Raw genomic sequence first — 20,378 nt, 5'->3', positions numbered from 1 at the left:
CGAATTAAACACATTTGCTTAAAAATAATTAATAGATTTATTTATGTTTTTTAAATTTTTATTTTGTAAATATCAAATTATTTGCAGTACATTTTGAAAATAAATTCCACTTAAAAAAATTCTTATTAATCTCACGTTTTTTATAAAAATAGTCTTAATCAAATTCAAAAAAAATATTATACTCATTACAGTTTATTTATATTTTTTTAAATTTTATCTCGGATATTTTATTTTAAACTAAACAATTAGAAACAAAATTGTGTTTTTATCTTGTTTGAAGACGAATAAAACAAATTAAGTATCCTAACAGAAAAAATTATTAAAATTTATTTTATCTCGTTATTTCTCTATATCACAACAAATTAAATAGATATTAAATTATTATTTGCATAAAAATTGAATATATATACTAGCAATGCATATTAATTTGTACTACTATATTGTTCGATCATCATATTTTAGGAGATAAAAATAATGAATGGCATAACAGTTCTTTTAATTAGTATAGCGGCTTTGTTTGCAGGCTATATTTTTTACGGCAAAAAACTTGCCAAAAAATGGGGAGTTGATGCTTCGCGCAAGACACCAGCTTATGAATTCGAAGATGGGGTTGATTATGTACCAACTGATTCTAACGTATTATTTGGACATCAATTTGCTTCAATTGCAGGAGCAGCACCAATTATTGGACCTATAGTAGCTTCTACTTATGGATGGCTTCCAGTTCTCTTATGGTGTCTCTTAGGTGGTATTTTCTTTGGAGGTGTTCAAGACTTTGGCTCAATGGTTGCTTCTGTTAAAAATGAAGGTCATTCACTAGGGTATATAATTCAAAAATACCTAGGAAAAACTGGTAAAACTTTATTTTTACTTTTCTGTTGGTTATTCTGCATTGTTGTTATAGCAGCATTTGCAAATATTGTTGCAGTATCCTTTGGTTCTGTTAGCAATAACCCAACTTTAACACAAAGTAATGGTAGTACAGCCACAACTTCAAGTTTATTTATCATTTTCGCTGTAGGTTTAGGATTTTTTGCTCGCAAATTTAAACCTAATCAAATTATTCAAACAGTAGTTGCTATTGCTTTATTAGTTATAGCTATGTTTATTGGTTTAAAAGCTCCAATAACCTCTCTAGATGTACATGGCTGGTCATACATCGTATTTATTTATATTTTCGTGGCTTCTGTAGTACCTGTTTGGGCTTTACTACAACCCCGTGACTACTTAAATAGTTTCTTACTCATATTTATGATAGCTGCTGCAGTATTTGGAATTATTATAGCAAGGCCAGATATGTCTTTACCTGCTGTAACTTCTTTCTCAGTTGGTGGACAAAGCATGTTCCCTTACCTATTTGTAACAATAGCTTGTGGTGCTGTTTCCGGCTTTCATGCACTAGTTAGTTCAAATACTTCAAGTAAGCAAATTAAAAATGAAAAAGATATGATTAAAGTAAGCTATGGTGCTATGTTAGTCGAATCTCTCTTAGCAGTAATTGCACTTGTTTGTGTAGGTTCTCTTGGTGGAATGCCAGAAGGAGCAACTGCTCAACAAACTTTTGCTATGGCTATTGCAAACTTCTTAGATATTGTTCACATGGATCATAATTTAAGCTTAACTTTAATTAACCTTGCAATCAGTGCTTTCGCTCTAACTTCTCTTGATTCAGTTGCTCGTATTGCTAGACTTTCTTTCCAAGAGTTATTCACTGACGAAGATCAAGATTCTTCAAAAGTTAACTTTATTCAAAAACTTTGCCAAAATTCAATCTTTGCAACAATCATTACTTTAGTTCTAGGTTACGCACTATCTAAGGGCGGTTACTTAAATATTTGGGCACTATTTGGTAGTTCTAACCAAATGCTAAGTGCTTTAGCTTTAAGTGCAGTTGCAGTTTACTTAAAGAAATCTGGAACAGATAGTAAAAATGTTTGGATTCCAATGTTAATTATGATGGCTGTTACATTCAGTGCTTTAACACTATTAAACATCAGTAACTTCAAGGCTATTGGAACAGAAAACTTTGTGTTTGCAAAACAAGGTTTACAACTTATATTTGGTATATTCATCTTTATCACTGGAATCTTAATTTCTTATAATTCAATTAAAAGTATTTTCTTTAAAGATTAATTTACATAAATAATTTTAGCAAAAAAAACAATAAATAAAATGAGGTTGTTGATAAGTGTGATACTTTTCAACAACCTCTTTTTTTCTAAAAAAGAAAATTCTTTAATTTAAAATACTCCTTAAATACATAAGAGCACTGTCAACCTTTTCAATATTATCATCATTGAAATTATATCTGAGTCTAATGGGAAATTCATATTCTAAACAACCTGTTTTTTTAATTGTCTCTGAAGTTGTTAAATAATGTGAAGATTTCTCAGTTAAATAATCTCCTATTATTTCTATAGCTTCGCCACTCCAGGCAAAGGAGCCAAAAGAAGCTGTTGTTTTACCCTCTAATGATGGTAGTGCTTTTAAAAGGCTTTCAAGAGAGCCTATCATATCTCCATATTTTGTAGCACTTCCTATAAGTAATAAATCAGATTTTTCAACACTTTCTATAATTTTGTCATGAGAGGTTTTATCGGCATCGAATAGATGCACATTAAATCTTTTAGTTTCAGATAATTTATCAGATATGTAATTTGCAATTTTTCTAGTAGTACCTCTCATAGTGGTATAAACAATAGTTACGTTTTTAATTTCTTTAGTTGTTTTAGACTTTTCTCTATATATATCAATATAATATTTGATATCCTTATCTATTATATACCCATGAGAAGTTGCTATTGTTTGAATATCTAAAGTATCTATAATTTCTAATAATGATAACACATATATTCTATGAGGACTAAAAATTAAATCATAATATATACTAAAATCTTCATCTATAGATTTTGATTCTAATGAATTTGTAGCAACTTGTGTTGCGATATGAGTGCTGAAAATATCGCAAGAAAATAATATCTTATCTTCAATACAATAACTAATCATTGTCTCTTCTGTATGTAAGTTTGGGACATTAAAAAAAGATAAAGTTTTCTCACCAATATTAAGAGTATCTCCTGTTTTTACAATTAAAAAATCTCTATTTTTTATTTTATAAACTTCTTTTAGATGTTCAACTGCTTTATAACTACAAACAATTGTTGCACTAGTAGCTTTTCGAATTAATAACCCTAAAGATCCTGAGTGATCTGGCTCTGTATGATTTATAACAATATATTTAATTTTATCTAAAGCAATCTTTGTACTAAGATTCTTAACATATTCTTTGCTATAAAACATATCTACAGTATCAATAACTGTGGGTTTGCTTGTATTATAAAAATAACTATTATATGTTGTACCTTTTGTTAAAACTAATCTATGAAAAGGCACATCCCTATCATCAATGACTCCAATTTCCCAAAGTTTTTCATTAATTTTATAATTTTGTTGTAACATAACTTACCCCTCTGTAAACTTATTTATAGATTTATTTAAACTCTACTATTTGAGGATAAATCATTTAGATATGGCAAGACGTTGCAAATACAACAAAGAAAGTAAAAAACTAATATTTCACCAATAAAATACAAAGAGAATATAAAAATTTTTTCTACATTAAGTTCAAATTATTATATCTCTCTCTTTATTTTTCTTTAAGACAAATTTATCTAAAACGAGTGAAAAGCCATCTACTAGACAGATAAGTATAAAAGATTGGGAATTATCCCTCTTTGATGCTAAAGCAACTATATACTTTAAGCACATAGTTAAAAAAAAACTTAGTCAATTGCTCTAAACTTTAAATTTTCTATACAACAAAATAATAAAAATATATATTATAGCACTTAAGGAAAATACAATTAATGAATAAAATCAGAAACAAAAAAGAAAATATTACAGGTTCACAAAATCTAGATTCAAAAATATTAACCAAAATAAAAGATTTAAAACTTCTTATAGAAAAAGATAATGAAATATATTTTGAATTACTATTGATAGAAAATTGCAAATATTTAAATATGGATTTTTCTGCATTAACCTTTGAATCTATATTATTTAAAGACTGTGTTTTTAACTTTTGTGATTTTGAAAATTCAACTTTTATAAACTGTACTTTTGAAGGTTGTGATTTTTCATCTAGCCAATTTTCTAATTCATATTTTGATAAAAGTACTGTAAAATTCAGTAAATTTAGTGGAGGCTCTTTTAATCAAGCAAAATTATCAAATATGATAATTGATGAATCCACCTTTTCCCTTTCATCTTTCTTTAATTCTAAAATTATAGATTTTAAAATTAATAAATCATCTTTTACAGAAGCTTCTTTTGAAGATTGTAAATTAAAAAATTTTATTTTAATTGAAGTAGATTTTACTAGAGCTGAGTTTTTTAAAACACCACTTAAAAATATTGATTTCACCTCCTCTACAATTGATAATATTGTATTCTCAGATAATATGAGTGAAATAAAAGGTATGATAGTAGACACTTACCAAGCAGCAGCCTTAGCTACTGCTTTAGGTATTAAAATAAAGTATTAAAAATCTATTTTTAATCACTAATAAAGGTATCGATAGCAATAAATATATCGAAATCTGGATAAATTTCTTTTAGATGATCTTTAATAGAATCTCTTAGAGCAAATTTATCATCAACATTAAAATCAACAACTATATCAAATGAAAGTTGTTTAGCTTCAAAGTTGATATAAAAAGCATGCATTTGAACAATACCATCTATCTTTAATAGATAATCATTGATTTCTTTCATGATTTTTTTAACAATAGGATCTTCTGTATTTGCAGCATAAATTCCAAAAGTTAAAATAATACCATATTGATCAAACATATCCATTCTAAGCTTTCTAGTAAGTTCATATATTTGTTTTGTCGTTACATTTTCCTCTAATTCAATATGAACAGATCCTATCATCGTTTCAGGTCCATAATTGTGCAATATCAAATCATAAACACCAATGACCATCTCTTCTTCTTTTATTTTTGCTTTTATTTCCTTTGAAAGCTTACTATCGATTCTAGTCCCAAGGATTCTATCTAAAGTATCACTTAACATATCCCAACCAGCTTTGATTATTACTAAAGCAATAATAGCTCCTAGATATCCATCAATATTGATTTCCCAAATCATTGAAATTACGGCTGAAACTAGTGTCGAAGCCGAAACAATAGCATCAAAAAATGCATCAGACCCGGAAGCAACTAAGGCTGTTGAATTAACCTGTTCTCCAATTTTTTTTGTATATCTTCCCAGAATCAATTTTACGATTATTGCTAGAACAATAAAAACAATCATTAAAAAAGTATATTTTGTAGTTGTTGGATTTAAGATCTTTTTTACTGATTCAATTAATGAGGTAGCACCTGCAAAAAAAACTATCGATGAGACAATCAATGCACTTAAATATTCTATTCTTCCATGCCCTAATGGATGTTTATTATCAGCAGGTTTTAAGGCAAGCTTCATGCCTACAATAGTTATAATTGAGGATAATGCATCACTTAAGTTATTTATAGCATCCATTACAATTGCAATCGATGATGATAATAATCCTATAATTAACTTAAAAACCGATAGAAAAGCATTACTTAAAATACCAATAATGCTTGTTTTAATTATTTGTTGATCTCTAGAAACTTTTTTATTCATACGATTCCTTTTTAATTATTATTATATAAAAGAAAAATTCAATTATTAAATTTTTACATTTGGATTTAAATATTTGCCATGATTCTTGGTTTTCTTTCCAAACTCTATTGCTGAAACTGGACATCTATGTAAACAACCTAAACATAAAACGCATTCTCTCATTACCCATATAGGTCTTCCATCTTTCATTTCTATTGCATTAACAGGACATTTTTTTTCACATATCCCACAACTAATACACAAATCAGTTACTTTAAAATTATCTGTATTATTATTTCTTTTATATTGAAATTGATGAATCTTCATAGCTATTCTATAAAGAATTTTATTTAGAATAAAATTACCATCTTCTTTATTAATAATTTTTTTAATAATTTTATCGACTTTCTCCTCAGCCTTTGAAACTTTTTTCAAAGTTGCTTTTTTATTACTTACATTAAAAATAGGAGTAAATGTATCAGGATATTTTACACAAAAAGCAGCATTTAATTTAATATGCTTTTTCTCAAGAATTTTTCTAACAGCTTGTGAGGCAACCCCAGTTGTAGTTCCAAATGTTATAATAGTAAAAAAATATGAATTATCATAATTTTTAAAATTAACTTTTTTTAAAAACTCATTAACAATATTAGGTAAACCTAAAAAATAAACTGGGACAACAATACCCACTCTATCTATCTTCTGAAAATCAAAAGATACCTTATTATTTTTTAAACAATTATCAATTTTTAATAATTCATCATTTGTAGCTCTTGAAACTCTCGTTGCTACATATTTAGAATTTCCACAAGCAGAAAAATAGAAAATCACGAAAAGCTCCTTCATACAATCTAATTTTCTTTAATAATGCTTTGATTATTTAATTAACTATATAGCAAACTTTAAATTTTAAAAATATAGAAAAACTTATATTAGATAATAATTATTTATACTATTCTACTTTTCACTCTCAAACAGGTAAACAAATAAAGCTAATATTGTAAATTAAACTTTTAAAAAATAAAATAAGTATTTATTTGACTCTAACAATGTAAAACTTTTTTTTTAAATAAATCAAAACTAAGTAGATAATGCAATTTCTTTATTGATAAATAATTACTTATATTCTTAATAAAAATGTGTTTTTTTAATCAAAATAATTCATAAGAAAATAAATAAAAATTAATCGATACTTACTTAGCTAAGTATTGACCTTATCAATTTCACTGTGCTACTTTATAGAAAAACATTTATAGGAGATAACAATTATGATAACAACATTTACAGCTAATGCAAAAAAACTAAAAGATGGCTTACAAGTTGAAACTAGTGCAAGAGGATTTAAAATATTATTTGATGAACCTGAAGATTTAGGTGGAACAGATGCCTCTCTAAATCCTGTTGAAGGACTTTTATGTGCACTTGGAGCATGTCAAACCATTGTTGCCACTGCCTTTGCTCAATCACAAGATTTTAATTTTGAAGAATTTCATGTTGAATTAGAAGGTGATTTAGATCCAGATGGCTTTATGGGACTCTCTGATGCTAGAAATGGCTTCCAAGAAATCCGCTATAAAATGCATTTTAAAACAGACGAACCACAAGAAAAAGCTGAAGCTTTTGCACGCTTTATCGAATCACGTTGTCCAGTAGGAGATTGTTTAGCTAATGGAGTAAAATTAGTTTCATCTGGCGTAGTAAGAGACTAGTAACATAACTTTTAATAATGGGATTACAAAGGTAATCCCATTAAATATTTGGAGGAAAACAATGGATATTATTATGCCAGTGATTGTAGGTGGAAAACCCGGTAGAGTTGGAAAAATTAGTGTTAAAGTTGGAGATTTAGTAAAAAAGGGAGATATCCTTGCTCAAGTTGAAACTGGTAAAGGGAATAAACCTGTTAAAGCTTTAGAAGATGGCAAAATTACTGCTATAGCATGTACTGAGGGACAAGAGGTAAAATCTAAACAACTAATGTTTGAATTTACTCCTAGTGAAGAAGAAAATGAAATAGAAAACAATTCAAACCTTAATGAAAAAGAAACAATTACTTTAGATACTGAATTACTCATTATTGGCTCTGGTCCAGGGGGCTATGTTGCTGCAATATATGCTGCAAAAAAAGGCTTAAAAGTTACTATTGTTGAAAAAGAAAAACTTGGTGGAACATGTCTAAATGTTGGTTGTATTCCAACAAAATCTCTCGTAAAGTCTGCTGAGGTTTGTCACACCATTAAAAATTCACAACTATTTGGAATTAACACTGAAGGCAAAATTCAGGTAGATATGGAAAGAGTTATCGCACAAAAGAAATCTGTAGTAGACAACCTAGTTTATGGCGTTGATTTCTTAATGCAAAAAAATAATATTACTGTTATTAAAGGAAACGCTTCTTTTATCTCAGATGAAAAAGTTAAGGTTGAAGGTAATAAAAATTATATTATTACACCTAAAAATATCATTGTTGCTACAGGATCTAAAATATCAAAAATAAATATTCCTGGCTTAGATTTACCTCTAGTTATGGATAGCACTAGTGCCCTTTCTTGTACCACTTTGCCAAAATCAATCACCATAATTGGTGGCGGTGTTATTGGAATGGAATTCGCCTTTATTTATCGCAATTTAGGAGTTGAAGTAAATGTAGTGGAGTTTATGGACAGACTCTTAACGATGGTAGATAAAGAAGTTTCAAATGAAATTAAAAATATTGCTGAAGATATTGGAATCAAAATATATACAAGTTCAAAAGTTAAAAAAATACAAATGTCAAAAAATAATCTTGCTATTGTAACTTTCGATGGAAAAGATGGCGAACAACTAATCATCAGCGATAAAGTATTATGTGCTATTGGAAGAGAGCCTAATTTAGATGGTTTAAATATTAAAAATACAAAAATTGAACTTAATGAAAGAGGCAGAGGCATAAAGGTTGATGATAAAATGAAAACTAATGTCAATCATATTTATGCTATAGGTGATGTTACAAACATTATCCAATTAGCTCATGTAGCTTCTCATCAAGGACTTACTGCTGTCTCTAACATTGTTGGGGATAATAAATCTATGGATTATTCTGCTGTTCCAAATGTTATTTTTACAACTCCTGAAATATCAAGTGTAGGAATGAATGAAGAAGATTGTAAAAATAGAGGCATTGATTATAAAATTAGTAAATTTAACTTTAGAAGCAACGGAAAAGCCCTCACAATGAATGAAACAAGAGGTTTTGTAAAACTTATAAAAGATAATCAAACAAACAAAATCATTGGTGGAACAATTATTGGCGCTGAAGCTTCAGCTCTAATTAGCACTATAACTCTTGCTATTAATGAAGGTATGAGTGATGAAGCTTTAAGAGAAACAATTTTTGCTCACCCAACTACTAGTGAAGTAATACATGAAGCTGCTTTTGGTTTAGGAATTGGGGTACTTCACGAATGATGAATAGAATTTTTTTATCACAAGAAACTGATCCTTATTACAATGTTGCTCTAGAATATCAATTACTAGAAGAAGCACAAGATAATACTACTTTGTTTTTGTGGCAAAATAGTCCGGCCGTTATTTTCGGCCGGAATCAAAGCCTTTTTACTGAAGTAGATACAAATTATTTATTAAAAAATAATATTTGTCCAGTTAGAAGATTTTCAGGCGGAGGGGCTGTTTTTCAAGATCTAGGTAATTTAAATTTCACTTTTATAACAAAAGAAAAAAATGCAAATCCCAAAAAATATCTAAAGACACTTCATAAAGCACTCTTATTTTTAAACATTGAATGTGAATTTAGTGGAAGAAATGATTTACTATGTAATGGTAAAAAATTTTCAGGTCACGCTTATTTTATAAATGATGATAATTATCTCTACCATGGAACACTCATGATTGATGTAAACTTAGATATGCTCACTAATGTGTTAAAACCTTCTTTTTTAAAACTTAACTCAAAAGGAATTAATTCTGTTAGAAGCAGAGTAATAAATCTCTCTCAAATTAACAAAACTATCACTAAAGAGAAAATAATTGATAATATAATTGAAGCCTTTAAAGATTTATTTGGGAAATGTGAAACAATAAAATATTTAAATAAAAATAATTGTTCTGCCCCAATGTATTCAAAAATAAAAACAGATGAATGGATATATAAAGAATCTCCTCAATTTAGTATATCAATTGAGAAAAAATTAAATATTGGTAATGTAACTATTTCTTGTGATGTGGAAGATGGCTTAATTAAACAAATTAAAGTTCAAACTGACAGCCTTCATATATTTGACTTTTCAGAATTTGAAAAAGACATGATTGGAACAATTTATAAAAAAGATTCAATCTTTGATGATTTAGAAAAATTTATTCATGACAAATTTTTTAAAACATAGAAAATTAAGTAAAAATAGAGTATAATTTACCTAAAAAAATATTTTAGGTTGGTAAAAAATGTTTAATCTTGATGATTGTTTTGCTCTAATTACAAGTCGAAGTGGCAAAATTTTTGCAAAAAAATTAGATGAACAGCTATCTTCTAATGGAATGCCAAGACCACAATGGATAGCTATGTATTATATTTATACAAGTGAAGACATTACTCAAAAAGGACTTGCTGATAAGATGCAAATAAAAGAACCATCCGTTGCTAGAATGATACAAAAAATGGAATCTGATGGACTATTGTATCGTGGAAGCTCTATCAAAGATAAGCGTATAAAATCATTAAAACTAACTGAAAAAGGGAAAAATGAATTTTTTAGATTACTCCCAATTGTTGAAAAATTTAAAAATAATACTATATCTAATATCAGTAATGAAGATTTAGAGACGTTTAAAAGGGTTCTAGAGAAAATGATTGAAAATACTATTAATTCGTAATCACTTTTTTTAACAAAATAATAATGGGCATGCTAGTAATTCTGATATTTTTTTGAAAAGTAACTATAAAATATTCGATATGTGACTTTATTACTTTTAACTTATATCTTTTATCTATATTATTTCTTAAAAGATTTTAAATGAATAAAGAGATATATTATGGATGAAAAAAAAAGAAACTTTACCGTATTAGTACTAAGTCTTATGGTATTTCTAGCAAATGGTGACAATTATGCATCAGCAACACTAATTAGCAATATTGCAAGTGATTTAGGTCTTTCAATAAGCGTAGCTTCAATTTCAGTTACAGCTTACATGTTAGGATTTGGGATATTTACACTTTTTTTTGGTCCTTTAGGGGACAAATATGGAAAAGTTAAAATAGTAAATATAGCTGCAGCTGGAACAGCAATATTTAGTATATTAGGAGCAGTCTCTTTTAATTTACCATCTTTAGTTTTCTTTAGATTAGTAAATGGAATGTTTGGTTCTGGCATTTTCCCAGTTACCTTAGCTCTTGTTGGTGGCTTATTTGATGATAAAGGAAGACATAAAGCAATTGCTGGAGTTATGAGCATGGGATTTTTAGGAAGTGCTACAGCCACTATTATTGGTGGAACTGTTTCATACTTTGCTTCTTGGCGAATGGTTTATTTAATTTATGGAATAGGTGAATTTATCTTAGCACTAATCATGTTAAAAACATTAGAAAGAGATAAAAGCACTAGAAAAAAACTTGAATTAACAAAATCATATAAAGTTTTATTTTCCAATTTTAAATTTTCAAGACTATCTTCCCTTCTAATCTTAATTGGATTTGCATATTTAGGAACATTTACTTATACAGGTGTTTCAATTATGAATAAAACAGGCTTTTCTATTTTTGTTGTAGGTTTTATCTTAGCATTCTATGGACTTGGAACAGTCTTTGGAGGGAAAATAGCTCCAAAGCTTAAATTAAAAATGGGAAAAACCTTTTTAATAATTGCAGGTTTAATAGGTTTTGTATCATTGAATCTACTCTCTTCTACTACAAATCCAGCTTTAATAATCTTAACAATATTTGGTTTTGGTCTATCTTTTATAGCTATTCAATCAACAGTGGTTTCAACATTACAAGCAATGTTTCCTAAAATGAGAGGAACAGTAATGAGTATAGTTTCTTTCAATTTATTTTTAGGAGCTAGCATTGGAACAAGTTTGAATGCTAAAATTTTAGACCTATCTAATATGAATATAATATATTTAACAGCTTCAATTATGATTATGATAATTGGACTTCTTTCTTCTTATTTTATATTTAATCTAGAAAAAAATGAAATAAAAGAACAATTTGCAACTGCAAAAGCTAATAATTAAATATAAAAAAGAATTATTTAAATAAAGAAGCTACAAAGAATTTAACAACCAATAAATTCTTTGTAGCTATTATATGATAACAACATTCATGCTATATAAGCATAAATAAAAAACCACCTGTTAAAGCAATAAATAAAACGGTTAAGGTAAAGGCTAATACCCCTTTAGGTTTTAACATAGATGAAAGGATAGCAAGTTCAGGTAAACTAGCACCAGTTCCACCGATTAAAAGTGCAACAGCTGCTCCCATACTCATTCCTTTTAACAATAAGGTATTTAATAAAGGAATTGCCATCTCTATTCTTAAATATAAGGGTACTCCAATTACAGCTGCTATTGGAATAGCAAAATAAGAATCATTTCCTACATATCTTTCTACAATTGTATTTGGAATAAAAGCCAAAGCTAAACCACTAATTGCAGCACCAATTATTGCATATGGAACAATTTGTTTAAAAAGAGCAAAGGCAAATTTAAAAGAATTTTTAACTTTATTATTAGTTGCATCATTTGAACAACAACTACTTGAGGTATTGGCATTACAAGAAGATGACTGTTTTATAGTAAAAGTGCTTTCTCCACAACTTTGACTACTAACTGAACAATCTGACTTAGGGTTTTCTCCACAACACTTAGACTTTTTCTTTTTCTTAGTCTTTGATTTTGCAGCATTTATTTCTAACAAATTTTTAACTTGATGTCTAATTCTACTTCTTCCTACGGTTTGGCCAGCCACAATTGCACCAATAAATGTCCATAAGAAATAAATCACAGCAACTTTCCAACCAAATGTTCCTAATATAATTCCTACTACTACAAAATTACAAAGAGGTGCTGATATTAGGAAAGGTAATACTGTAGAAAAAGGTACTGACATTTCTATCATACCCATTGCTACAGGAACCATAGAAGCACTACAAAAAGGTGTAAGTATTCCAAGGGTTGCTCCAGTAACAGATCCTATAAATTTGTTCTGGGTCTTTAATTTATTTTGAAATTTCTCTTGTGGAATATACTCTCTAACAAAACCAGTTAAAATTGAAATACCCGCAATCATAACCACTAAAATCCAACCTACATGCCAAAATTCGGCTAAAGCAATTGTTAATTGTTCACTTGACATAATTTAATCTCCAATATATTTATATGCATATATGCACTATTAAGCATATGAAGTATAATATTGAGGATTGCTTACTTTGTCAATATCTTTTTTGAGACTTTAGAAATTATCTAACATAAAAGAAACTACCCCCTATGAGAAAAATCTCAATATTTTGGGAGTAGCTTATTTTTAATCAAAATTTAAATATTTTATGTACTAGTAAAAATTAAACACCACAGAAAGAACTAAATCCACCATCAATTGGAACGACAGTTCCTGTTACAAAACTTGATAATTCTGGATCTAATAGATACAAAAGAGTTCCAGCACATTCATCAGGGTTACCAAATCTTCCCATTGGAGTACCAGCGATGATTCTTTCAGATCTACCACTTAGAGTTCCATCTTCTTTATACATGATATTTTTATTAAGATTTGTTACGAAGAAACCTGGAGCTAGAGCATTAACACGGATACCTACTAATGCGAAATAGTTAGCTAACCAAGCAGTAAAGTTACTTACACCAGCTTTTGCAGCTGAATAAATTGGTACAGTAGTTGTAGGGCTAATAGCATTCATAGAAGAAATATTAATAACTGAACAACCAGTTTTACCAACCATATCTTTACTCATAATTTGTGTTGGGATAAAAGTACCCATGAAATCTAAATTATAAACCCAAGAAACCTTATCTAAGTCTAAATCAAAGAAAGTTCTACCATCATTCATGTTTTCATCTGTAAGTTGTTCATGACCTGTAGTTGCTAATGGATGATGAACTCCAGCACCATTAATAAGGATATCACAAGTACCTAAATCTTTTTTTACTTCTTCATATGCTTCTACTAAAGTTTCCTTTGAAAGAACATCAGCTTTATAACCTTTTGCAATACCACCAGCTTCTACTAATTTAGCAGCTGCTTTATCTGCAGCATCTTTATTAATATCAAAAAGGGCAACTTTAGCACCTCTTTTACATAAAGCTTCGGCAAAAACACCTGTTAAAACACCGCCACCACCAGTGACAACTGCTACTTTACCTTCTAAATTAAATTTGTAATCATTCATTTGTTTTATCTCCTAAAATAAAGAATCTTTGATTTTTATAAATATCCTAACAACTTCCAATAATTTGTACCTATAATTACTATATAAGCAAACATCATTAGAGCTCTTATAAACATAAACGAAGCAAAATCTTTTAGTCTCATATTTCCAAAACCATAAAGAATTGCATATAACGCACTCTCATAAGGGAAAATTATAGTCTGACAACCAGAGAAAAAAGCATAAGTAATTGGATAAAAACTAATATCCAATCTTAATGCAATCTGTGCCAATGTTCCACCTAATGAACTCATAGCAGCAAATGGAGTCATTAAGAAATTAATACCTACTGCTAATGAAAAGATGGATCCTATAAACCCTGAGGAGTTTTTTGAATTTAGGTTATCAACAGCCCAAGAAGCTAGTTTATCGCCTAAACCTAGATAATTTGCTGTAAAGCCAATACCTAAACAAGCAACCATAAAAATTAAAATACTATAATTAACTTTTTCTATGTTCTCTTTCTTTCCTAAATTAAAGCCTGGAAAGAACAAAAGCATTGGTGCAAAAATAAATCCATACCACATAGAAATATTATGCAATGGTTGCAAAATTAAAAATGCTAAAAGCAGAAAAAGTACACTTATTAACTTTTTCTCATCATATGAGATTTTTCCTAAAGCCTGTAATTTAGATTTGAATTTTTCTGTAACATTACCCATTTCTTTCGGAGCAAACATTTTATTTAAAACTAAAGCTTCGATGAAAATGAAAGGAATGAATACAACATTATCCCTAAAATAAATCCAATAATTCATCTCTAAATCGATTATTGATTTGGCTGAATTAGTAATTAAAGTATAGTTTCCAGGTGATAAAATAAATAATTCTACATCATAGAACCCTACACATAATGCACCAATCATGATTCCAGCGGCAGCCTTAGATTTTCCTAAATCTAAAGTTTGACAAAGACTATATGCAAGTGCCGCAATCATTACACCAACCATTACTCCAGGAACAAGAAGATTAACAATAATCCCCAAACCTATCAAAGCAAATAATATACCCTTGTAAGTACCTCCACTTAAAATAATTAAGTGGAAAGTAATTCGTTCAATTAATGATGTGTTTCCCAAAATTAATACTAACACTAAACACCCAAAGGTTATCCAAATGCTTTCTTGCATCCATCCTGAAAACACAACATTCATAGGTGCTATACCCAAAAGAACATAGGCAGCCATAAGCAAAACTGATGTTACAACCATATGTACTTGTTCAAAAAGGAACATCAAAATTCCAATTAAACTAATGGTAAAAAAGAGAGAAATTTTAGGATCCACGTGGTTATAATTCATTACAAATCCTAGCAGTATAGGAATAAATATTGTACAATACCATTTAATTCTGTTAGTTTTTGCTATTTGCATTTATGACTCCTTTTATAATTTCAGTATTTTTTTAAATAAATGTTAAAGCAGCTCTGATAAACATATTTAAACCAACAAAAGTTAAAACGATATATACAAGTTTCATAAATTTCTCTTGGTTTATTTTATTATGTAGCCAGTTACCAATAATAAAACCGACTAAGGCTAAAGGAACTCCTAAAACAAGAGCTTTCCAAACACCTGGAACAAGTTGATCAGTTCTATATGCATTGATTGTATTCAAAGTATTGATAATCATCCATACCATAGTCATAGTTGCTCTAAATTTACTTTTTTCTTTTACAGCAGCAATAGTATAAACAGTAACTAAAGGACCACCAATAACAAAAGCTCCATGAACAATACCGCCTAAAAATAAACAACCATAACGTATTACTTTGTTTACTATTGTATCAGGTTTATTTTCATCTACTGTTTTTCCACTTTTTTCAAGTCTAGGAATTTTAATAAACATTTTATATACACCTAGAATAGCTACAACAGTAACAATAAAACCAATACTAACTTTAGCAACATTTGCGCTCATTTTTAAAAATAATGCTTGCCCAATTGGCAAACCTAAACACATAACTCCAACAATAATTAATAGATTTTTCCAATCTATTTTTTTATATTCTTTTGCAAGAATTACAATTAGAACTGGGAAAGTTACTAAATTTCCAAAAGGAATAGCTATACTAACTCCTAAAAATTTTTGTGTAAAAGGAGCTGCAACAACAGTTCCTCCAAATCCAGTACATCCTAAAATAATATGGCTAAATAATTGTGCAATACCGCACAAAAAATAGTTCATAGTAAAAAAACTGCTCATAGTTTACTCCAAAGAAAAAGAAATTAGTTTTGCTAGCTAAACTCAATAATTTAAAATCAATATATTTTTATCATTTAAATCAATATATTTTTATCATTTAAATTGAACAATGTAAAATATTAATATACAATAGCATCCTATAACAAAATCTTATAACTAAAAAAAGAGATAATATTAATGGATTTACATATTGAATTACGAACTATTAGAATTATGCTTGCAATTGAACAGGCCGGAAGTTTTGCTAAAGCTTCTGAGCTTTTATATATAAGTCAACCAGCATTGACTCAATACATTCAACGTATTGAAGCACAGCTATCATATCCTTTATATAAACGACAAAAAGGAAAATGCATTCCAACAGAAGCTGGAAAAATCTTGTTAACTGAAGGAAAAACCTTACTTGACCAATATGTAGATATGACAAGAAAAATGGAAAATGTAGCAAAACCAACAAATAAAACAATAAAATTTGGCTGGCCTGCAGGTTATACTTTACAATATTTACAAAAAATAACATCTGATGAAGCTGAATTTAATTTACCATCAATTAATATTACCGAAGATTCTGTTGAAAATCTTACTCAACAACTTTTAGATAAAAAACTTGATTTTTTGTTACTTCCAGCTTTATACTCACATCCTAATTTGGTATATGAGACCATTAGACATGAAGAATTTTATTTAGCAGTACCAGAAAACCACGTTGCTAATTCCTTGATTGATGAAGATGAAAATTCAAAATTCGCAACTCTTTCAAAGTTCAAAGATATGCCATTTATATCAGTAGCAGCAACAGCATATAAAGAATTTTTATCACCTATTTTTCATGAAGCAGGATTTAGACCAAATAACATTTTTGTATGTAATAATTGGGATAGTAGCAATTCTTTAGTAGAAACTGGACTTGGTCTCTCAATAGTCCCTTATTGGTTTTCAGAAAAACAAAATAATAAAGTAAATTATTACCATATTAAAAGCAAATTTCCAACTTATAGAATATTTGCCTTCGCATATAATAAAACACATAAACCTTCTAAAGAAGTTGAATTTTTTATTAAATATTTTAAAGAAAATTTTGGCGATGAATTTGCAAAAGAGCCTTTTGAATATTTAGCTTTAAAAAAACCGTTTAAATAATTATAATAAAAAAACAGTTTTTTTAAATTAATAAAATAATATTAATAATTGTTTATTAGTAACTATAAATTTTATATTAATCCTAACAAGGTAGTTTAATAACAAATTTAATCTATTTTTGTTCTTGCTTATGACTCTATATTAATATATTATCAAAACAATTAGTTATACAAAATAATACTTTAATTTTTAGACATAAGAATAGGACGGCTAAAAAAAATGGATGAAAGTAAAGATAATAAATTAGTAAAGAGGGATTATTTGCACATAATCAGAAGGACTCTATTTTTCATTATCCCTTTTTCAATTCTTTATATTTTATTCTTTAACTACCTATTAAACATCAATAAAACAAATTCTATAAATTTAATTTTAAAAGATACTGAACAAATATCAACTAAAGTCTCACTCTTAGTTGATTATTTTCAAAAAGAAATCAAAGAAGAATTATTAGTTATTAAAGAATCAAATGAATTCAACGATTATTTAATGAATCCAAATGAAGAATACACAGAACATTTAAATCAATTATTCTACAGACTTGCAAAAACAAAACAAAACTTTGCTCAAATTCGATTTCTTGATAAAGATGGATTTGAAAAAGCTAGAGTCAATAATAATTATGGTAAAGTTGAAATTGTTGCTAATGATAAATTACAATACAAAGGAGATAGATACTATTTCCAACAAACAAAAAATCTACTAGATGGCGAGTATTATTTTTCACCCCTTGATTTAAATGTCGAGAATGGTGAAATAGAGAAACCTTATAACCCTCTATTTAGAGTTTTAACCCCTATTTATAAAAATAATGAATTTTTTGGAACTCTTGTAATTAATTACTATGCTTCAGAAATATTAGATATCATAAAAGAAAATGCGACTATTGATCAAACGCCCTTTATAAATTCGTATCTTGTAAATAATGAAGGCTACTACCTATTTAATGAAGATGAAAATATTACTTTTTCATTCATGTTTGATGATTATGATTATAATATTAAAGATATAATACCAAATTTTGAAAAAGAAAAAGATTTAAATAAACCACATATCGACAATGAGACTGTTTACTTCATATCTCACATTAGTTCTCAAGAAAATAATGAAGCTTTAACTTTTTACTTGATCCAAATCTTCAACATAAATGATCTACCTATTATGGATAATCTAATTTTTTTCAACTTAACTTTATTACAATTATTTATTTTAATTTTAATAAATTGTCTATCATTTTTTGTGAACAAATTTATATTCACTATTAACAAAGATAAAGAGCAATTAGCTCTAACATCGTTAATTGCTAATAATACTAATGATGGAATAGTTATCACAGATAAAAAAACTAATATCATTTTTGTCAATAAAGCTTATGAAAAAATAACAGGCTACACTAAGAATGAAATACTAGGTAAAAAAACAAGCTTTTTTAAATCAGGATTACATCAAAATAATTTTTATAAAAAAATGTGGGATTCAATAAACACCAATAATTATTGGATTGGTGAATTATGGGATAAAAAAAAGAATGGATTATTATTCCCTAAACTATTAAAAATATATGCATTTGAGAATAAATATACTTCATCAATTCAAAAGTATGTAGGGATATTTTCTGATCTAACAAAAGAAAAAGAAACTGAAAAAAATTTAAGAAAAATAAAAAATTATAACTTTGAGACAAATTTACCAAATCAAAATTTATTATTTAAACTTATAGACACACAAATCAAAAAGAATGATAAAAAAGTTTTTGGAATATTTTGTTTTTCAATCATCAATTTAGAAACTGTAACCTTAAATAAAGATAAAAATGAACTCAGTAATGTAATTACAAAATTTATCAAAGACATTCAGCAATTAATTAACGAGAAAGATTTATTAGCTCAACTTTCAAAAAATACTTTTGTACTAGGCATAATCAGTATAAATGATAAAGAAAAAATTAAATCATTCGTTATAAACTTTTTTAAAACTATAAATAAAAAGAGTTTTTATAAGGATTATGTAGATATATTTTTCAACATTAAAGGTGGGGTTTCCATATATCCTGAAGATGGAGAGAATGCAATTGAGTTACTAAATAGCTCTAAAATGGCATTAGAGAGTGCAAAAGATCAAAATAAAAACTTAGTATTTTCATCTCAACATGTTAGAGAATACATAAAAAAACAATATTTAATGAGTCTTTATCTAAAAGATGCAATATCTAACAATGAATTATTTGTAACTTACCAACCTCAAGTTGATAGCATTAACAATAAAGTAGTTGGTGCAGAAGCTTTAATTAGATGGAATAATCCAACCTTAGGGTTAGTTTCCCCTTATATTTTCATCCCAATTGCTGAAAAAAATGGGTTTATTCTCGATATAGGATATTGGATTATAGAAAAAGTCTTTAAAGACTTTAAAAAAATAAAAGATATTTTACCTGAAAACTTTAAATTTGCTATTAATATTTCTCCATTTCAATTCAATGATGAGAATATAATTGACAAAATACTAGAGCTATCTAAAAAATATGATATCAATTTATCTAATTTTGAATTAGAAATAACAGAAAATGTATTAGTTTCTGATATTAAAAACGTAAATACTAAATTAGTAGAATTTAAAAACTTAGGCTTAGATATTGCAATAGATGATTTTGGTACAGGATTTTCATCACTAAGTTATTTACAAAAATTATTAATAGATAAAATAAAAATAGATAGATCTTTTATTAAAGATTACCCACAAAATGATAGTGGATCCATAGCAAAAATCATTGTAAAAATTGCAACTGAATTAAACCTTGATCTAATTACAGAAGGAGTTGAAACGTTAGATCAATTAAACTATATGAAAGCTTTAGGTTGTGGGAATATTCAAGGATATTACTTCAGCAAACCTTTAGAGCTAAATGAATTTATTGAGTATATTAATAAATTTTAGATTTTATTT

General features: G+C 27.7%; 16 protein-coding genes. 9 read left to right on the top strand and 7 right to left on the bottom strand.

The window, feature by feature from the left end:
* The first annotated feature begins 474 nt into the window (after positions 1 to 474).
* Positions 475 to 2,133, top strand: coding sequence for a carbon starvation CstA family protein (locus tag ACZ5SO_RS00450; protein ID WP_464626007.1), 1,659 nt, complete (start codon positions 475 to 477; stop codon positions 2,131 to 2,133).
* A 102-nt stretch (positions 2,134 to 2,235) separates the two neighbouring features.
* Here ACZ5SO_RS00450 and ACZ5SO_RS00445 read toward each other — a convergent pair whose 3' ends face one another.
* Positions 2,236 to 3,459, bottom strand: a complete 1,224-nt coding sequence (locus tag ACZ5SO_RS00445) for an FprA family A-type flavoprotein (protein ID WP_464626006.1) — start codon at positions 3,457 to 3,459, stop codon at positions 2,236 to 2,238.
* A 407-nt stretch (positions 3,460 to 3,866) separates the two neighbouring features.
* Between ACZ5SO_RS00445 and ACZ5SO_RS00440 the strand changes: the two genes are divergently transcribed.
* Positions 3,867 to 4,544 carry a pentapeptide repeat-containing protein gene (locus tag ACZ5SO_RS00440; RefSeq protein WP_464626004.1) on the top strand — a complete coding sequence of 226 codons (678 nt, stop codon included), beginning with the start codon at positions 3,867 to 3,869 and terminating at the stop codon, positions 4,542 to 4,544.
* A 10-nt stretch (positions 4,545 to 4,554) separates the two neighbouring features.
* Here the strand turns inward: ACZ5SO_RS00440 and ACZ5SO_RS00435 are convergent, their stop codons facing one another.
* Complete coding sequence (locus ACZ5SO_RS00435; RefSeq protein WP_464626003.1) at positions 4,555 to 5,670, bottom strand: cation diffusion facilitator family transporter; 1,116 nt, start codon at positions 5,668 to 5,670, stop codon at positions 4,555 to 4,557.
* A 45-nt stretch (positions 5,671 to 5,715) separates the two neighbouring features.
* Positions 5,716 to 6,480 carry an EFR1 family ferrodoxin gene (locus ACZ5SO_RS00430; RefSeq protein WP_464626002.1) on the bottom strand — a complete coding sequence of 255 codons (765 nt, stop codon included), beginning with the start codon at positions 6,478 to 6,480 and terminating at the stop codon, positions 5,716 to 5,718.
* 437 nt (positions 6,481 to 6,917) lie between these two features.
* Between ACZ5SO_RS00430 and ACZ5SO_RS00425 the strand changes: the two genes are divergently transcribed.
* The 5 genes from ACZ5SO_RS00425 to ACZ5SO_RS00405 all read left to right on the top strand — a co-directional run bounded on the left by ACZ5SO_RS00425 (position 6,918) and on the right by ACZ5SO_RS00405 (position 11,877).
* Positions 6,918 to 7,358 carry an OsmC family protein gene (locus ACZ5SO_RS00425; RefSeq protein ID WP_464626001.1) on the top strand — a complete coding sequence of 147 codons (441 nt, stop codon included), beginning with the start codon at positions 6,918 to 6,920 and terminating at the stop codon, positions 7,356 to 7,358.
* Between the two features lie 61 nt (positions 7,359 to 7,419).
* Complete coding sequence (gene lpdA, locus ACZ5SO_RS00420) at positions 7,420 to 9,096, top strand: dihydrolipoyl dehydrogenase (protein ID WP_464626000.1); 1,677 nt, start codon at positions 7,420 to 7,422, stop codon at positions 9,094 to 9,096.
* Positions 9,093 to 10,031, top strand: coding sequence for a lipoate--protein ligase (locus ACZ5SO_RS00415; RefSeq protein ID WP_464625999.1), 939 nt, complete (start codon positions 9,093 to 9,095; stop codon positions 10,029 to 10,031). The genes lpdA and ACZ5SO_RS00415 overlap by 4 nt, the downstream gene beginning before the upstream one ends.
* Before the next feature lie 58 nt (positions 10,032 to 10,089).
* Positions 10,090 to 10,518, top strand: coding sequence for a MarR family winged helix-turn-helix transcriptional regulator (locus ACZ5SO_RS00410; protein WP_464625998.1), 429 nt, complete (start codon positions 10,090 to 10,092; stop codon positions 10,516 to 10,518).
* A gap of 159 nt (positions 10,519 to 10,677) precedes the next feature.
* Entirely contained in the window at positions 10,678 to 11,877 is a 1,200-nt protein-coding gene (locus ACZ5SO_RS00405) for an MFS transporter (protein ID WP_464625997.1), read from the top strand.
* A gap of 91 nt (positions 11,878 to 11,968) precedes the next feature.
* Here ACZ5SO_RS00405 and ACZ5SO_RS00400 read toward each other — a convergent pair whose 3' ends face one another.
* The 4 genes from ACZ5SO_RS00400 to ACZ5SO_RS00385 form a co-directional block, all read right to left on the bottom strand.
* Positions 11,969 to 13,000, bottom strand: coding sequence for a permease (locus tag ACZ5SO_RS00400; protein ID WP_464625996.1), 1,032 nt, complete (start codon positions 12,998 to 13,000; stop codon positions 11,969 to 11,971).
* 208 nt (positions 13,001 to 13,208) lie between these two features.
* Positions 13,209 to 14,051, bottom strand: a complete 843-nt coding sequence (locus tag ACZ5SO_RS00395; RefSeq protein ID WP_464625995.1) for an SDR family oxidoreductase — start codon at positions 14,049 to 14,051, stop codon at positions 13,209 to 13,211.
* Positions 14,052 to 14,086: 35 nt separating this feature from the next.
* Positions 14,087 to 15,463 (bottom strand): SLC13 family permease, encoded by a 1,377-nt coding sequence (locus ACZ5SO_RS00390; RefSeq protein ID WP_464625993.1) that lies wholly within the window; start codon positions 15,461 to 15,463, stop codon positions 14,087 to 14,089.
* A gap of 31 nt (positions 15,464 to 15,494) precedes the next feature.
* On the bottom strand, positions 15,495 to 16,295 hold the full coding sequence (locus ACZ5SO_RS00385; protein ID WP_464625991.1) for a sulfite exporter TauE/SafE family protein: 801 nt from the start codon (positions 16,293 to 16,295) through the stop codon (positions 15,495 to 15,497).
* Between the two features lie 177 nt (positions 16,296 to 16,472).
* On the opposite strand from ACZ5SO_RS00385, the gene ACZ5SO_RS00380 reads away from it, so the two are divergent.
* Both ACZ5SO_RS00380 and ACZ5SO_RS00375 read left to right on the top strand, forming a co-directional pair.
* Entirely contained in the window at positions 16,473 to 17,435 is a 963-nt protein-coding gene (locus ACZ5SO_RS00380; protein ID WP_464625990.1) for a LysR family transcriptional regulator, read from the top strand.
* Positions 17,436 to 17,654: 219 nt separating this feature from the next.
* On the top strand, positions 17,655 to 20,369 hold the full coding sequence (locus tag ACZ5SO_RS00375; RefSeq protein ID WP_464625989.1) for a bifunctional diguanylate cyclase/phosphodiesterase: 2,715 nt from the start codon (positions 17,655 to 17,657) through the stop codon (positions 20,367 to 20,369).
* Positions 20,370 to 20,378: the final 9 nt, after the last annotated feature.

The sequence above is a fragment of the Pleomorphochaeta naphthae genome, assembly GCF_055396005.1.
This window is presented reverse-complemented; position numbering and strand designations above follow the sequence as displayed.

Excerpts from the sequence above, each read along its gene's own strand:
- ACZ5SO_RS00450 (WP_464626007.1), top strand. The coding sequence starts at position 475 with ATGAATGGCATAACAGTTCTTTTAATTAGTATAGCGGCTTTGTTTGCA.
- ACZ5SO_RS00445 (WP_464626006.1), bottom strand. The coding sequence starts at position 3,459 with ATGTTACAACAAAATTATAAAATTAATGAAAAACTTTGGGAAATTGGA.
- ACZ5SO_RS00440 (WP_464626004.1), top strand. The coding sequence starts at position 3,867 with ATGAATAAAATCAGAAACAAAAAAGAAAATATTACAGGTTCACAAAAT.
- ACZ5SO_RS00435 (WP_464626003.1), bottom strand. The coding sequence starts at position 5,670 with ATGAATAAAAAAGTTTCTAGAGATCAACAAATAATTAAAACAAGCATT.
- ACZ5SO_RS00425 (WP_464626001.1), top strand. The coding sequence starts at position 6,918 with ATGATAACAACATTTACAGCTAATGCAAAAAAACTAAAAGATGGCTTA.
- lpdA (WP_464626000.1), top strand. The coding sequence starts at position 7,420 with ATGGATATTATTATGCCAGTGATTGTAGGTGGAAAACCCGGTAGAGTT.
- ACZ5SO_RS00415 (WP_464625999.1), top strand. The coding sequence starts at position 9,093 with ATGATGAATAGAATTTTTTTATCACAAGAAACTGATCCTTATTACAAT.
- ACZ5SO_RS00410 (WP_464625998.1), top strand. The coding sequence starts at position 10,090 with ATGTTTAATCTTGATGATTGTTTTGCTCTAATTACAAGTCGAAGTGGC.
- ACZ5SO_RS00405 (WP_464625997.1), top strand. The coding sequence starts at position 10,678 with ATGGATGAAAAAAAAAGAAACTTTACCGTATTAGTACTAAGTCTTATG.
- ACZ5SO_RS00400 (WP_464625996.1), bottom strand. The coding sequence starts at position 13,000 with ATGTCAAGTGAACAATTAACAATTGCTTTAGCCGAATTTTGGCATGTA.
- ACZ5SO_RS00395 (WP_464625995.1), bottom strand. The coding sequence starts at position 14,051 with ATGAATGATTACAAATTTAATTTAGAAGGTAAAGTAGCAGTTGTCACT.
- ACZ5SO_RS00390 (WP_464625993.1), bottom strand. The coding sequence starts at position 15,463 with ATGCAAATAGCAAAAACTAACAGAATTAAATGGTATTGTACAATATTT.
- ACZ5SO_RS00385 (WP_464625991.1), bottom strand. The coding sequence starts at position 16,295 with ATGAGCAGTTTTTTTACTATGAACTATTTTTTGTGCGGTATTGCACAA.
- ACZ5SO_RS00380 (WP_464625990.1), top strand. The coding sequence starts at position 16,473 with ATGGATTTACATATTGAATTACGAACTATTAGAATTATGCTTGCAATT.
- ACZ5SO_RS00375 (WP_464625989.1), top strand. The coding sequence starts at position 17,655 with ATGGATGAAAGTAAAGATAATAAATTAGTAAAGAGGGATTATTTGCAC.